This window comes from Paenibacillus endoradicis (genome assembly GCF_024721975.1).
In genome coordinates, this window is sequence record NZ_JANQBB010000005.1 from 191,788 (window position 1) to 207,304 (window position 15,517).

At 39.0% G+C, this 15,517-nt stretch carries 15 protein-coding genes and 3 pseudogenes; 10 read left to right on the forward strand and 8 right to left on the reverse strand.

Going from position 1 to position 15,517, the window contains the following annotated elements; genetic code table 11:
• Positions 1-2 precede the first annotated feature (2 nt).
• Together NV377_RS17320 and NV377_RS17325 are read left to right on the forward strand one after the other, a co-directional pair.
• Positions 3-233 (forward strand): DUF1450 domain-containing protein, encoded by a 231-nt coding sequence (locus NV377_RS17320; protein WP_258202054.1) that lies wholly within the window; start codon positions 3-5, stop codon positions 231-233.
• An 82-nt stretch (positions 234-315) separates the two neighbouring features.
• The gene (locus tag NV377_RS17325; RefSeq protein WP_258202055.1) at positions 316-1,722 is read left to right on the forward strand and encodes a PDZ domain-containing protein; all 1,407 of its coding nucleotides are present in this window, start codon (positions 316-318) and stop codon (positions 1,720-1,722) included.
• Between the two features lie 129 nt (positions 1,723-1,851).
• On the opposite strand, the gene NV377_RS17330 is transcribed toward NV377_RS17325, so the two are convergent.
• Entirely contained in the window at positions 1,852-2,523 is a 672-nt protein-coding gene (locus tag NV377_RS17330) for a hypothetical protein (protein WP_258202056.1), read from the reverse strand.
• Positions 2,524-2,679: 156 nt separating this feature from the next.
• On the opposite strand from NV377_RS17330, the pseudogene NV377_RS25940 reads away from it, so the two are divergent.
• A pseudogene (locus NV377_RS25940) lies at positions 2,680-3,285 on the forward strand (recombinase family protein).
• 90 nt (positions 3,286-3,375) lie between these two features.
• On the opposite strand, the gene NV377_RS17340 reads toward NV377_RS25940, so the two are convergent.
• Positions 3,376-3,660: a hypothetical protein gene (locus tag NV377_RS17340; RefSeq protein WP_258202057.1), complete on the reverse strand. Its 285-nt coding sequence runs from the start codon at positions 3,658-3,660 to the stop codon at positions 3,376-3,378.
• 542 nt (positions 3,661-4,202) lie between these two features.
• Positions 4,203-5,489: an amidohydrolase gene (locus NV377_RS17345; protein WP_258202058.1), complete on the reverse strand. Its 1,287-nt coding sequence runs from the start codon at positions 5,487-5,489 to the stop codon at positions 4,203-4,205.
• A gap of 76 nt (positions 5,490-5,565) precedes the next feature.
• On the opposite strand from NV377_RS17345, the gene NV377_RS17350 reads away from it, so the two are divergent.
• Positions 5,566-6,561: a methyltransferase domain-containing protein gene (locus NV377_RS17350; RefSeq protein WP_258202059.1), complete on the forward strand. Its 996-nt coding sequence runs from the start codon at positions 5,566-5,568 to the stop codon at positions 6,559-6,561.
• Positions 6,562-6,969: 408 nt separating this feature from the next.
• Here NV377_RS17350 and NV377_RS17355 read toward each other — a convergent pair whose 3' ends face one another.
• Both NV377_RS17355 and NV377_RS17360 read right to left on the reverse strand, forming a co-directional pair.
• Positions 6,970-7,173 carry a hypothetical protein gene (locus NV377_RS17355; RefSeq protein WP_373425827.1) on the reverse strand — a complete coding sequence of 68 codons (204 nt, stop codon included), beginning with the start codon at positions 7,171-7,173 and terminating at the stop codon, positions 6,970-6,972.
• A gap of 10 nt (positions 7,174-7,183) precedes the next feature.
• On the reverse strand, positions 7,184-7,408 hold the full coding sequence (locus NV377_RS17360) for a helix-turn-helix domain-containing protein (RefSeq protein ID WP_258202060.1): 225 nt from the start codon (positions 7,406-7,408) through the stop codon (positions 7,184-7,186).
• A gap of 106 nt (positions 7,409-7,514) precedes the next feature.
• Here NV377_RS17360 and NV377_RS25945 point away from each other — a divergent pair.
• The 3 genes and pseudogenes from NV377_RS25945 to NV377_RS17370 all read left to right on the forward strand — a co-directional run.
• Positions 7,515-7,625, forward strand: a pseudogene (locus NV377_RS25945) (RHS repeat-associated core domain-containing protein); the annotation flags it as partial.
• A gap of 30 nt (positions 7,626-7,655) precedes the next feature.
• Entirely contained in the window at positions 7,656-8,267 is a 612-nt protein-coding gene (locus NV377_RS17365; protein ID WP_258202061.1) for a hypothetical protein, read from the forward strand.
• 85 nt (positions 8,268-8,352) lie between these two features.
• Positions 8,353-8,733 (forward strand): hypothetical protein, encoded by a 381-nt coding sequence (locus tag NV377_RS17370; protein ID WP_258202062.1) that lies wholly within the window; start codon positions 8,353-8,355, stop codon positions 8,731-8,733.
• Between the two features lie 329 nt (positions 8,734-9,062).
• Here NV377_RS17370 and NV377_RS17375 read toward each other — a convergent pair.
• Positions 9,063-10,207 (reverse strand): annotated as a pseudogene (locus NV377_RS17375) (IS3 family transposase).
• 572 nt (positions 10,208-10,779) lie between these two features.
• Between NV377_RS17375 and NV377_RS25950 the strand changes: the two are divergent.
• The gene (locus NV377_RS25950; protein ID WP_373425834.1) at positions 10,780-11,043 is read left to right on the forward strand and encodes a YolD-like family protein; all 264 of its coding nucleotides are present in this window, start codon (positions 10,780-10,782) and stop codon (positions 11,041-11,043) included.
• Positions 11,044-11,154: 111 nt separating this feature from the next.
• Here the strand turns inward: NV377_RS25950 and NV377_RS17380 are convergent, their stop codons facing one another.
• Positions 11,155-12,294 carry a THUMP domain-containing class I SAM-dependent RNA methyltransferase gene (locus tag NV377_RS17380; protein ID WP_258202063.1) on the reverse strand — a complete coding sequence of 380 codons (1,140 nt, stop codon included), beginning with the start codon at positions 12,292-12,294 and terminating at the stop codon, positions 11,155-11,157.
• Positions 12,295-12,654: 360 nt separating this feature from the next.
• Here NV377_RS17380 and NV377_RS17385 point away from each other — a divergent pair, with 360 nt between their 5' ends.
• Together NV377_RS17385 and NV377_RS17390 are read left to right on the forward strand one after the other, a co-directional pair.
• The gene (locus NV377_RS17385) at positions 12,655-13,302 is read left to right on the forward strand and encodes an O-methyltransferase (protein WP_258202064.1); all 648 of its coding nucleotides are present in this window, start codon (positions 12,655-12,657) and stop codon (positions 13,300-13,302) included.
• Positions 13,303-13,541: 239 nt separating this feature from the next.
• Entirely contained in the window at positions 13,542-14,111 is a 570-nt protein-coding gene (locus NV377_RS17390) for an SF0329 family protein (protein WP_258202065.1), read from the forward strand.
• A 79-nt stretch (positions 14,112-14,190) separates the two neighbouring features.
• Here the strand turns inward: NV377_RS17390 and NV377_RS17395 are convergent, their stop codons facing one another.
• Positions 14,191-15,405, reverse strand: coding sequence for an MFS transporter (locus NV377_RS17395; RefSeq protein ID WP_258202066.1), 1,215 nt, complete (start codon positions 15,403-15,405; stop codon positions 14,191-14,193).
• Positions 15,406-15,517: the final 112 nt, after the last annotated feature.

Sequence of the window (15,517 nt, forward strand, 5' to 3'; positions counted from 1 at the left end):
GAATGGCGACAAATGATATTAGAGTCTGCGATCAGTGCAGACATATGAAAATGAAGACGACGGTAGCAAAGATAGAGAAACTTGCACCGAACTCTGAAATTAAAGTAGGCTGCAAATCATATTGTGGACCGTGCAAACGAACACCGTTTGTATTCATTAATGGTCGATATATTAAGGGTGCAACAGAAGATGAAGCGATAGCAAAAGCATTGGTTCATCTTAAAAAAAAATAATAGCGCAACATAGAGTCCTTCACTTAGATGGTTGTCCATAAGTTGAAGGATTTTTTGCTGACAATAGAAGGTGAGTTTATAGATGAATAGAAGTTGGTATATTAGTGGGTTTGTCAGTGCGTTAATTGCGATCCTCATTTTCCAGATGATTTGGCTACCTTCTTCATTCTTTTTTGCTAGTGGAAAGGAATGGATACAATATATTGATCAATTATATTATGTAGTTATTGTTATTCCATTATGTTGGTTGATTGGCGCGATATGGCGGAGTAGACAGAATCTACAACGTAGTCTAGGAATAACTATGTTACGAATTATTATTATCATCGGATCAGCAACGATGATTGTTATTCTAACGCAACCATTGCAACATTTACAACTGCTAATTATTGTGACAGCTATTACAGTCGCAGCTATTATTGGTGAATTGGTATGGAGTAAAGTGATTGCTGTGCGAAGTAATCCACAGATTGTAAGCACACAGCTCAGGCATTCCTATAGTTCATTAGTACAGCCGATTGTGCTGTATTGCATAATACTTCTCGTGCTGATTTGTCCAACTGGTTATAATGTGACTTATCCAGGGATGACGATGAATATGAATGCTTATGCTACGATTGGAGAACAATCTTCTGACAACAAAGGGATCATTGAAGGTGTACTTATATTCGAGCGTCGTGCATTTCCAATTGATTGGCTGTACGGAGCGATATTTCCTACTTACAAGATAGAGAAGCGAGAAGCGAACGAACTAAGTATAACTGAAACGTATAGTCAAGTCGCAGCGATGAAAGCCGATGCGAATGAGCTCGCTGCTGCAGTGGCATGGGAACAAGCAGGCTTAGGCGAGGCGATTGTTTATGATGGAATTCAAGTCATCGCAATTGTGGCAAAATCTCCAGCAGATGGTGTTATTCAAGCAGGAGATATTGTTACTGCTATTAATGGAGAAACGTTACACGATTCTGCAGCACTCATTACGTATATGAGTTCACAGGTAGAAGCAGGTGATCATGTTCAATTAGAACTGTTACGAGAGGGTAAACAAGTTAAATCTACTGTTTCTACTATAGCTTCAACGGACGGGGACAATAGGGCAGTTCTTGGTGTATCTATTCAAAATGCGTATCGAACACAAATAGAAGGAAAACTTACGTTCAAGTCTTACATTGCTCATGCTGGTGGACCATCACATGGCGCGATGTTAACGCTAGCGTTTCTAGATCAACTTACCGAAGGCGATTTAACAGGTGGCTTGAAAATAGCAGGGACAGGTACAATTGAACCTGATGGAACTGTTGGGATGGTAGGCGGAATTGAGCAGAAAGCTTATGCAGTTGGTCGTACAACGGCGGATGTATTTTTCGTGCCGAAAGAAGGTATGCTTGAAGCAACAATGGGCGCACCAGAGCTCAATATTGTGCCAGTAACTTCACTTCATGATATATTGTTATGGATAGCTGAACACCAACCTGATGTAACGTTGTAAAAAAGGGATGCGACGAGAGGATAGCCAGTAGGCTGATCATCTTATCGCATCCCTTTCTTATTTATTTAGAACGAGGTGGCAACGGACCAAAGAACTGGTATTGAAGTCCAGGCTAGTGCTTTAATTTTTTCACATTATTTCAATGGTATATTCGCCTGTACCACGTTTCTTAATGCTGGGTTCTTTTTTATAATATATTTTATCGATTATAGATTTAAGTAAATCATTCTTTTCTATAATGGTTGCAGCTGTATCATAATTTAACATGACATTTTTCACTAGGGGAACAACTTGACTTTGTTTTCTTTTGATCGTTTGTTTGATAAGAAGTTCATTTTGAATTTGAGCTAGTTCGCTCAATAAGGAATCTTTTCGTGCCAAAGTTGTATCCTGTCTTTGCATGAAAATATCTAATGTATAGGCTTTTCTTTCCAATAAGTCAAACTGTTCATTAAGTTGTTCTTCAATTTCTACTAGATCTCGTTCTAACTTGTCCAGCCGTCTTTTCTTCATTTCATCACTAGCACTTTTCTTTTTTTGTTGTTTTATCGGCTCAGAACTAAGATGCTCGTAGTACATTTTTATTTGATTTAGTACATCGGACTCTATTAATTCAAACATTATCGAAGCGGATTTCTTACAATATATATTTGTACACAAAAGTCGTGGTTTTTTAGTTGGCCGACTATAGTAAGGGGCGTAGCTCATAGCCTGTTCACAATAATAACACTTCAAAACGCCTGCGAACACGTTCGTCATGATTTTACCTCGATTAATAGGTGCTGCGGCTCCGTCACTCATCGTTTTATTTGCTAGTTGATATTCTGCTTCGCTGAGCAAAGCGATATGAGCATCAGCAACAATTATTTTATGAGCTTCTGTTCCAGGTTTTACAAGATATGTTCCGTTTTCTTGGTTGGTATGCTTTTTGGAACACTAAAAGGAGAGACACTCTAAATGATCTTTGCATATGCAAGAGTATCTGCCAAGGATCAGAATCCTGAAAGGCAGCTTATTAAATTTCGTTAGCTTAATATAGAAGAAAGATTTATATTTGTGGACAAACAGAGGGGGAAAAACTTTGACCGGCCACGCTAGCAGGCGATGCGTATAATGCTGCGTGAAGGTGATTTGATCTATATGGATGCATTGGATCGGTTAGGAAGAGACTATGACGGTATTATCAGTAAATGGAAGTATATAACCAGAACAATCGGTGCAGATAGTATATGCCTGGATAATGAGAGTTTATTCGATTCTCGAAAATTCAAAACAATGGGTGACCTAGGTAAACTTTTGGAGGATCAATTTTTAAGTATGCTTGCCTATGTGGCCGATTAGGAACGACAAAAAAATCGCCAACGACAAGCTGAAGGGATTGAAGTAGCTAAGAGCCAGAGCATAAAGTTCGGCAGATCTAAGATGGAGATAACGAATGAATTTCTCCTTGCTTATGAACAATGGAAAACAGGTGATATAACTGCGGTAGGAGTTATGATGCGTTTAGATATGACTAAGTCCACTTTTTATCGAAAAGTTAAAGAGTACGAATTGAAAAAGTGAATAATAAGCCACTCTTAATAAGTGGCTTATTATGTTTAAGTTAAATCTGCTACCAACGAGTACAGACATAGGTACATTAAAGGAGAACTCTTATACTCCAAATCCTAATAGTTTAGATTGTCTGAGTAGACCTGAATCGGTGAATTCCAATGCTATGACTCTACAAGGAAAATGTATTTCTAGCCAAGCGACGTTTGACTTTTTTAGGCTTGGATGTAATTTCTCGAAAGGACATACCCCAGGATGCTCCGTAATAACTTTTTGCAATAATTGTTTGGAAGCATTATCTAAACCTGTAACGTTTCCTACATATCTACCTTCATAACTCAGCACAAGGCCAGACACATAACCTTGTTTTAGTTTTATTCCAACCACATCAGCTGTAATCCTTACTTCTTTTCTCCGTTTATAGTATGCTTATTTCCCTCTATGTATGAACTATCTACGCGTTGCGAAATTAACCCTTCCCATGACGTTCGTGAAGCCATTCCCAAAGCGCTTGACCATCTTCTACAAAGATCAGAGACTCATCATACTTTTGCTTTCTTACACCAAGTCGGACTCTTTGAAAGTTTGGTCTTGTCCCATCAAAATATGCTATCTTAGTTTGATATGCTTTATGATAATGGTGATGATATCAGATGATTGCCTTTTCTTGATCGTTATGAAAAATAAGTCAGTAACAAATAGCCGAGGTTGTTTCTCAGCCAACTTAGCAGACAATCGAAGGTGTATTGATCCCTGTCTCAAAAACGGGGTTCAGTTCCACGAATATGTAGATCCTTTTATTTTCCGGAATGAGGAAAAAAAGCATTAATCGAGGATCGATCGTTACCGAGCAGTGTAGAGAAAATTATAAATCGTCGGAAGCGTATTAAAAAAGCGGGCAGCTATGCCCGCGCTTTAGCAATTGGTGATCAGATGCCATCGACAATACGTTTGGAACGTGTGGAAACTTGCTTTAATAGCTCATCTTCGTCGATCGTCAGTAGCTGGCGACCCTGCATCAACACTTTTCCATTTACGATTGTCGTGTCTACATCCGATCCATTGGCGCAGTATGAGAGCAGTGAATGTATATTATGGATTGGCTGCAAATGGGGTTTTCTCAGATCGATCAAGATGATGTCCGCTTTTTTTCCGATTTCCAACGTGCCCACTTCATGGCCTATGTTCAACAAACCCGCACTTCCGACAGTCGCCATGCGAAGAGCATCAATAGCGTGAAGTTTTGTGGGGTCCCCGTAATCTAATTTTTGCAACCAAGTGGCAGCTTTGATCTCCTCAAACATATCTAGCGTGGTGGCGCTGCCCGCCCCATCCGTGCCTAACCCTACGGTAATCCCTTGTTCGACCATATCCGTAATTGGTGCAATACCGCAACCAAGCTTTAGGTTGCTTACGGGATTATGGGACACTCCTCCCCGCATACCCTTCAAGTAACCGATATCGCGCCGATTAAGATGCACGCTATGAGCCAAGAGCACATGAGCCTTTTCAAACAGACCGAGATGATACAAATATTCTGTTGGGGTTTGATAATACTTTTCCCGAATCTTGATTACTTCCTCTTTGGTTTCAGCGAGATGCGTGTGAATTGCAATACTCTCCTGCTCTGCAAGCGAGATAACTTCTTTAAAGGACTGTGGCGGAACCATGTAAGGGGAATGGGGCCCCAGCATGGTGGTGATCCTGCCCTCGGCTTTACCGCTCCAACGGTGGATTAAATCAATTGCCTCTGACATTCGTCGGCCTCCGTCATTTTCAAGGAAGACCAATCCCCGAGTTAAAGAAGCCCGCATACCGACTTCTTCTGCCGCAAGTGCTATTTCATTCATATGGATGTACATGTCCGCAAAGGCAGTCGTACCCGATTTGATCATTTCGGCCATTGCGAGCTTTGCTCCCCAATAAATGTCCTCAGGAGTCATTCGGGATTCAGCGGGAAGCATTTTCTTGTCTAACCAATCCATAAGTTTCAGATCGTCGGAAAATCCCCTCAATAAGCTCATTGGGGTATGTTGGTGGGCGTTAATCAAACCTGGCATTGCTGCCATGCCTTCGCCGTTAATCACCTCATCGACTTCAGCGGTAATGGTAGTCTTAATTTCAGTTATGCGGTCTTTGTCAATCAGAATGTCCCCGATAAATGGTTCACCGTTTCCCATGGTTAAGATGGTCGCACCTTTAATTAATTTCTGCATCGTGACAGCCTCCTCTTTCTGGGTTTATACTAAACCTTGACGTTGGGTGAAGGTCAAGGTGAAAAAGGAGTTTCTCATGAAAATAAAAGAAGTCGCGGACAGGTTGAAAATATCGCAGAGGGCAATTCGGTTTTACGAAGACAAAGGGCTCATTACTCCTTCCAAACAAGATGACAATCAGTATCGTATGTTTGATGAAGAAGATATTTGGCGCTTGCAGACAATCATTGCACTAAGGGAGTCTGGAATGGCGGTAAGTGACATTCGGGCGGCGCTGTCGGACATAGAAGCCCAAGGTAACAGTCAATTACGATATTTCTTGGAACTCCAACGATCCGTCATGTTCTCTAAATGGGTTGAAATGAAGCAGATTATTGAAACGACAGACGAAATGATCGAAACACTCAAGGAAAATCACGTACTTCCGTTGGATGACATTTATACTCTTGCGGAAGGGTCGAGAAGGCTGAGGGAACAGCGAGCATGGCAGGACAAGTGGGGTTTTGACAGCTTGGCCAGCGTTCACGACCAGTTGGTTAAAGAAGACAAACAGAAATATAGGGATTATGATGAGGCGCTGCGCCTCATTGTGAAGTGGGTGTCGCCAATCTTTGGGGAAAGGGGATTGGATATCGGAACAGGCACGGGGAATCTTCTTGGCCGACTGATCAATGAAGGTGCGGTGATGGCAGGAGTTGACCAGTCCAACGAGATGTTAAAGGAATGCCAGCGCAAATTTTCAGAGATAGAGACCAAGCTTGGCAATTTCTTAGCGTTGCCCTACCTTGACGGAAAATTTGATTTTGTTGTTTCGAGTTTTGCCCTGCATCACCTTACTAGGGTTCAAACGCTGATGGCTATCCAAGAAATGCGTAGGGTATTGAAGACGCACGGTCGGATCTGCATCGCGGACTTGATGATTGACAGAGAAGAGTGCGCGGTGTGTGAAGACGACGAGGAATATATTCCGCTTTATGAACTCGTTAATTTATTTGAAAACAATGGATACATCACTAAACATCTAAAGATTAATGAATTGCTGCATGTCGTCTTGGCTGTGCCTATTCGATAAGAGGCAAACCTTTTCCTTGCGTTAAGGTTTGTTGGTTTAGATTCAACTAACCAGATTTGATAGTTAAAATACTACAGCGGCCACTTAAGACTATATTTTCTAGTCTAAGTGTGCCGCTACGTCTCTGTGTAAATCAGTCTAATTATTCTTTGTGGGGAACACGTCAAAAATCAGCCTGAGTGAGTTTTTGGTAAAGTACCAAATTTCCCTGCTCAAGTGCGTCCCGTTACTCTTTAGTATCTGTAACTCTGCCCGAAGACGCTCAATGCTTGCTTCCATTTCATTGATACCGTCTCGTAGTTGCCCAACATCATCTTTAGTTTCCATAATATATACTCTTTTTCTCCACCCCATGATCGCTGGTTCTTGACAGGAAAAGCTCAATCTCTGGCTAGCGTAAAAAATGCTCTAAAATTTTGTGTATACCTGAGCATAAGCCTTTTTCATTTGCTCTCGTAATTCTTTGTTTTCTTTCTCCAATTCCTTTATTTTACGTTTTAGTGCTTCGATGAGTACATCTTTATTGGCATCATTCATCTCACGTTTTATTTGTTTTGGCGTTGGTGCTTTGGATAATAGCAAGTAATTCGTCAATGACAGCGTCTGTTTCATCAATGTTAGCCTATTGAACAGTTATTTCACCTTCAAACAATACTTTAGGCTCTACATGTAATGCATTAGCGATTTTATCGAGATTATCCAAAGAAATATTTCGTTCCCCACGTTCAACACCGCCAATATAAGAGTAGTGAAACCCACATAGCTCAGCAAGCTGATCTTGTGATAATCCCTTTGTTTTTCGGTAATGACGTATATTAGAATCGACTACACTACGCAAATCTACCACAGGCAACACTTCTACTAAGAGTGTAGACAATGCTAGAAGAAACGGTAACCGACATAGCTGCTCAATATTTTAGATGATATACTAAAAATTAACAGGGAGAACTGTTAGATTTATTAGTGAGGATACGTATGGAGGAGAATTAAATAATCCATTAAGTCAGAATCTATATACGTATGTACATAATAATCCATTGAGATATGTTGATCCAAGTGGGCATTATTGTGTATCAGCCGATGGGAATTGGGCTATGGCTGGTGGATGTAGTTCAAAAGATAGCTATTATTTAGGAGACGATAAATATTATTCTGGAGCTCCAGTAATTCAGAATGGAATATTCAAAAGAAAATTGGGCATAGATGCACCTTTTAGCGAACAAAAGATGAATTTTTGGTCTGATAGTGCAGGAACTCTAGCCACCACCATTGTTAAAAGTCTTGCAGAAGAGGGGGTAAATGCATTAACGGGAAATCGTATATATGACAAATTACTTGCCCAAAAACACTTTATACAAGGATATCAAGTGAATGGTGTATATCAAAAAATTAATGGTTATAAAACACCTAGCCTATTAGATAAAGGTTTGGCTAAATCAATTAAAGGAGTAGGTTTTGCAACAATATTAATGACAGGGTATTCTATATTTGAAGATACGCAGACTTACTCTGGTTGGGAACTTGGTAAAGCAATAACATTAGATGTAGGTGGGACGCTTACAACAGTGGGTATTGCTATAATAGCTACTGCATTAGGAGGACCAGCAATAGTTGTAGTTGGGGTAGGTATAATTTCAGGATTGGCTGTTAACGCAGTAATTGATTATGTTAAAGAAGAATTCTTAATTGAAGATAAGAAAAAGTAATTAAATAGAAGTACTAGAATAGAAATATCATTTTGTTATGTTGTTATTTCTATCTCTAGTACAAATTATTTAAAGGGGAAATAATATGAGTACAATCTTTAATAATATACCATTACCAATTTACTTAGTGTTTTCGTTTGTGTTACCTCTAATATTTATGGTTTTTTTTTATAGGGTAAGAAGGAAGTATCCCTTCACACTTTCTATTAGCATAGTATTGGGAATGCTTTTATGCATGCTAGTTAGTTTTATTCGGGTTGCAACAGAATTAGGTGCATTTACCGAGCAATTGGATTACTTCAAAAAAACTATGTTTTATATACTTCCTATAACTCTTCTTTTATTAATTGTTGCTGCATTCCAAAAAACAATTAATGATCCGAGGAATAGATTATTAGCAATAATTGGATCGTTTTTTATAGTTATTCCGGTTGTAATTATAGCTGTAATTATCATTAACTCATAATTTGTTAACTTGAGCGCAATTTAAGTTAGGGAGTGGTACTGTTTCATATCATTCGAACAATAATTAGATATAGATTATGTATGACTCTACTTTGGAGACTATAGTTTGACAAAAAAACGGTAACTTAGGGCTTTTTCTCAACCATGGCGGCAGCTGTTTCTTTTATTGAAGGGATAAACAATGAAAAAAATTATGAACCTCTTGAAATAGAAACAGAATCACTTCTATACATAGAGCTATGGAAGTTTAAGAATAAAGCTGTTGGTTTAAGTTCAAAAAAAGTGTCTGGGAACTGACCCCCGTTTTTGAGACAAGGATCAAAACACCTTCTATGCAACCAGTTTCCGAAATTCAATCGGGGACTGGTTGTTTAGTTTCGTTTGAATACGAAAGTTGTTATTATAATAAATGTAATCTCTGACTGTCTGTTCAACGATGGCAGTCGTCGTACAGGTCAAATGGTCGAGATAGAATGTTTCGCACTTTAGTGAGGCGTGAAACGATTCAATGGGGGCATTATCAGCGGGTGTACCTTTACGGGACATGCTCATGTTAATGCCTTTTCGTACGACATCTTCCTGGTACGTGTTTGAGGTGTACACCGAACCTTGATCGCTATGTAATAAACAGTCTGCAGATAACTCTGGGAGCTGATTTAGCGTATCGAGTACACAATCTATATTTTGTTTTGAACGGATAGTATAGGCAATGATTTCACCAGTATATAAGTCTTTAATACTCGAAAGATACAACATCTGCTGCCCGAATGGCAAGTACGTAATATCCGTAACGAGTTTCTGGAGTGGTCGATCTGCCTTAAATTCACGTTGAAGTATATGCTCTGCCACGATGGCAGGTTGTCCGATTGCTTTACGTTTCTTAGGCTTTACACGGCATTGTAAGCCATATTGTCGCATAATCCGTTGAACCACCTTATGATTGACATGGACGGTTCGATTAATTAATGCGGTTATTTTACGATAACCCAATCTAAATTTATGCAAAGTACACCACTGATGAACGAGATCAATCATCTTGTCAGTTCGGTCATTGCTCTGAGTCTTCTTCCAACGATAGTACGTTGCTCTCGATATGTTTAATGTCTCACAAACCAGTTTAACTGGTAGCGCTGTGTATTGTTGGATAAAGCGAATAGCTATTTCTCGATCCACATCTTTTCCCACGCATTGTACTTTTTTAGTACGTCAATTTGTTGCATTAAGAAGCGAATTTCCGCTTGTAACTTTTCTGTTTCAGAAGAGAATTCAGGACCCTTAGCAAAACTATATTGCTTACCTACAGGCTATTCTAAATGATAAATTTGACCATCGCGATACCATTTCATCCAAGTTTTTAGTTGTCCTCTATTTCGGATATTCAATTCATTCATTACTTGCTTAACAGGAATACCTTGCAGCCTCATTTGGATTGCCTTCATTTTTATTTCTACTGGATAACTCACTCTTGTTCCCATAAATAATACACCTCCAAGTTGTATTCATATCTTACGACATGTGGTCAACCCTTGTTATTTGGGCACTAAAATTAAGGAATCCAATTGGTGGCTGCCCATTGTACAGTAAACTGGCATGAAAACGAAGTAATAGTGGGGATATTATCTTAAATGGAAAAAGTGAGATAGCTCGAGAAGAAAATGCGTCACGTATTTTTTAGCAATTTTATTTAGGTCTTAAAACGGTACTCCATTCTAAAGCCAAGAGAAATCAACCTCAGAGGTCAATATTGCAAGGATCAGGGATTGGGAGAATATATAGACAATTAAGAGGAAAGGTATAGTGGTTCTATTTTATTATCCAGTGCTGCCAATACTTCAAATAAAACAAGTTGTTAAATTTCAGTCTTGCACGTTTTTTCTCCAGAACAAGGTCAACATAAAGTAGTGTACAAAAAAAGCAAATGAATATTGCTCACTTTTATTTATGCACAATTATTTATGAATGTAAAAACCCAGTACTTAGTTGGAAAGCTTATTATAATTGAATTGTGTACACTGGTTTTATGTAGATTCCTGCCCGAACATAAAGAATTAATCAAAAACGCGATCACGAACAAAAGCGAAGAGAACGAATCGAGTTAGATGATCAAGAATTGGATTATATCTACGATGCTCTGTTGCAGTCTTTACGGCATAGTAAGTCTGTCTCGATAAGAATGTTTCACTCATTCGAAGATTTGGTTATCGTAGGTGTGGTGGAGCGTTTAGACCGTCAAATAGGATGTTTTAAGGTTGATGGCGAGTGGTTTATCATGGGGGATATAGAAGGGGCAGAATTGTTTAGGACCTTTTAATTAGAAATTAGAAAAACAAAGACATCCACTCTACCTTAACGGTGTGTGAGGATGTCTTTGTTTTTCCAAACGCTTGGAGTTTTGTAATTGCTATGTGTAATTATTTCTTATTTATTTAGAACGAGGTGGCAACGGACCAAAGAACTGCACCAGGTTACACTGAATGCGACCATTGTAAAGCTTGCGTTTTTTGTCAGCTATTTTGCCCATATAATGTTCAACTTCAAGTGAAGGACTGAAAATAAAATGTGACCATGTTGGATAATAAAGTGATGCCCTGCCAAGCTGACGAAGCGCTAATTCAGCTTCTGTCTCATCTCCAAGACGCTCACCATATGGAGGGTTAGAGATAATAACACCATAGTCGCCTTCAGGCTTAATTTTAGCTACAGGCAAGACATGTAGTTTAATTTCTTTGCCGAAGCCAGCACGACGAACCGCTTGCGTCGCAATATCAATAGCATGTGGATCAATATCAGATCCTGTAATTTGTAACTTCACATCGTCTTTCACAGAATCAAAGGCCTCTTCACGAGCTTGCTCCCAAAGCTCGCCAGGGATGTTATCCCATGCTTCACTATCAAAACTACGACGTGTTCCAGGTGCGATATTCCAAGCTTGCATAGCAGCTTCTATAAGAATAGTGCCTGATCCACAGAACGGATCGTATAACGGACGGTCAGCTGTCCAACGAGATAACGAAACAATAGCAGCAGCCATCGTCTCACGTAGTGGTGCAGCTGTTGAAGCAATACGATAACCACGTTTATGAAGTCCAGAACCGGATGTATCGATCGTAAGTAATGCTTCATCATTCAGTAATGTTACTTCGAGAACGTAAAGTGGACCATCTTCTGGAAACCATTCGGTATTATGCTTTTCTTTCAATTTCTCAACGATTGCTTTTTTCACGACACCTTGCACAGCAGGTACGCTAGTTAGCTGTGATTTGTGAGAGCGACCATTGACAGGGAACTCAGCATTAGCAGGTAACCATTCATCCCAATTAAGTGCTTTTACACCTTCAAATAAATCATCGAAAGTTGTAGCTTGAAATCTTCCCATATTAACAAGTACACGACCAGCTGATCGTAACCATAGATTTGTACGAGCAATATCAAGGAAATCACCTGTAAAATTAACTCTACCATTCTCTGTTTGTGTATCTGTATATCCAAGCTCTTTCAATTCACGAGCTACAATTGCTTCTAGTCCCATTGGAGCAGTAGCGATTAAATTCAGTTTTGCCATCTGTTAACACTCATTTCTTTTTTTCTATTAGCCTAAAAGTGCATGTTCAAAAAGTGGAATTTCAGGACCGAGAAGATGAAGTGCTACTTGTGGAAGGAGGAAGCGCAAGTGTAAGTTATTGGTACACGCGGCTCGGATTTCCCAAGTTCGCTTCATATTCGATGCCGAATAAGCTCCATGCATGACTTTGTTATCAAAGTTCGCTTTTTGAACAACCCCTATAATCATATAGAGATATTGTATCTCATATTGGCGTAATTACAAAGTGCTATGTAATAATAGCGCTTCTTGTCACAATGCCTATAAAATCATACAATAAAGTGTAGGCAAAAATATAGCTTTTTGTATAAATATTTAAGAATGAAGGGAAATATCATAGTGAACCTAGAAGAACAGTATATAGATGGTCTATTTGAACGTGATGAAGTGCTAGAAGTAATACGTGCTGGAACGGCAGCACAAGGCATGCCTGATATTGCCGTAGCTGATGGGTATGGGAAGTTACTAACGATGCTTGTATCGATGAATGGAGTTACGAATGCGCTAGAAATCGGAGCTTTAGGCGGTTATAGCGGCGTGTGTCTTGCACGTGGCTTGAAAGACGGAGGACATCTTACTTGTCTTGAGTTAATGCCTCATTATGCAGAAGTTGCGCAAAAGCATGTAACGGAAGCGGGCTACGGTCATTGTATTAGCTACAAAGTTGGTGATGCTAAGGCTAGCTTAGAAGAGTTGTATCAATCAGGGAAGAAATATCAATTGTTCTTTATTGATGCAGATAAAGAAGGTTATCCGATCTATCTGGAGTATGCAATCAAGATGGCAGATTCAGGTGCATTAATTATTGCTGACAATATATTACTACGTGGTCGTACCGTGAACGATGCGAAGCAAGGTCCAGCGGTACAAGCGGTTCGAGCATTTAACAAACAAATTGTGAGCGATCCCCGTCTAGAGAGTACGATACTACCTGGATATGATGGATTAGCAATAGCAAGAGTGAAGTGAAAATTACTTGAATTAATTTATAACATAATCAGAAAAGTTTGGTAATTCGGTAGCCTTGCAACACCTCAAACTTCAAGCTAATTTAATATGATTAATTAACTAAAAGGCAATTCTCCGAGTAGTGTAAGAACTATTCGTTTTTACTTCTATTTAGTGTGATCGATATGTCGGTTACTGTATTATAGATAATAGAGTAACTGCATAAATGGGGATTAATAATATAGAACACGGAGGATTACATGTCCTGGAGTAAATTGAAGCAACAACTGGAGAGTTTTCTCTGTCCTGCGTTAAATGGAAGAGTGGAATATCGTTCAACTAGCTATCGCTATTTACCTGATAAAGCAGGAATTTGTTATATCGCAGTAGATAAAAAGAACGTGCTTAATATGACTGATAAAACTACTTTAATTAGATGGTATCAGACGGATTTAGAAATAAAGAATGATCCAGATATTCAAGTTCCTATCATCGATGAAGAAATTGAAGCAGTTAGAAAAGATACGAAGGGTCTAGTTCCTGAGGATCGTCTAAAAGTTATTGCAAGAAGTAGAAAAATATCAGAGATTGCAAAGGAACTTCTGTCAGCACAGACATCATTAAGTAAATCCAATTTCGTTGTTGTTGCAAATAAGTTTTTATCTATGTCTATAGAGGAAAGCATAGAGAGCCATGATATCTTATTGAATATTCTAGCTTTGGTAGACAGACGAGTTGGCAAAAAGCGAATTTTAAACATGAGTGAGAAGATGAAGGTAAAGCATCCAATTGTTCAGTATTTTTATGAACTGCGGCTTAGTACGTTTTGATAATAAATAACTGATCCATCTCCAATCGAAAGATCTGCATAACAAAAGTGCTAAGTAGCAATTCGCTACTTAGCACTTTTTATTGATTACTTTGCTTGATTTGCCGTTTGTGTAGAAGTGCAAACCAAACCCATACGCCATTAAGTCCCATAAGTATTGCAGAACTGATAAACAATCCTTTAATACCGATCCAACCGGAGAAAAAACCTCCTGCAATAGGGGCAATAACATTTCCTAGACTAATCATACTAGTATTAAAACTAAATGTTCGAGTTGCCATTCCAGCCGGTGAATATTTAGCTAGCAAAGAATTGACAGTAGGTACTAGACCACCAAGGAAAAATCCAAGAAAAAATCTAGCGATAAGAAGTTGCCACACGGTATCAGCAAGTGCTTGTGGAATAAAGCTAATGGCGGCACCGATAAGACTAAATGCTAATATTTTTTCAGGCCCAACACGATCGCCTAATTTACCTAATATAGGTGAGGCGAGCATATTAGATAATCCAGTCGCCGATGCGACTAGTCCAGCAAGAAAAGCGATATTAGCAACATTAGGACTTAACTCTTGTATGTAAAGCGGAATTAAGGTCATCGGGCTCATATTGGCAAATTGTATGAGCAGTGTAACAGCAAACAATGCAGCGATTTGCGGAATATATATAATCTTTTTAAGACCTTCAATAACTGTCATCTGAACTTCATTCGCAGCTTGCTTTCGATCAAAAGTTTCTTTCACAATGAACATACAAAGTAACGAAGCGATAAATATTGAAATTCCCGTTACATAGAAAATTGGGCGGTAGCCAATAGATTCTGCAAGAATTCCACCAATAAGTGGACCGAGAATTGTACCTGCAATTCCTCCAGATTGCAGCGTTCCCATTGCGAATCCTAACTTATTCTTTGGTGTAGTGGCAGAAACTAATGCTACAGATGCTGGGTTAAAGCCGGAGATTACGCCGTTAAGTAAGCGGAGCAACAACAAATGCCAAGGGCTTGTTGCGAATCCCATGAGAACCATCACAATTGCCATGCCGAATCCAGAGCGAAGTAACATTAACTTACGTCCGTAACGATCGGACAACTTTCCCCAAAGTGGCTGAAATAAAAAAGCAGTAATGAAATTACCTGCAAAAATTACACCAGCCCATATTCCTATTTCATGAGGATCTGTGACACCTAGCTCACTTTGCAAATATAACGTAAGAAAAGGCATAATCATCGTCATGCCAGCCATAACTAGAAATTGGCCAAACCATAAAACGACAAGATTCTTTTTCCATTGTGTCATAGTTATAGTATAGCATGTTTGAAAATTATTATTTATGAAGAAAAGATATAATGAAATGTCATGGGATTGTCATACGTAGCGATCACTATGAGTTGTTAGATAATGACAAAAG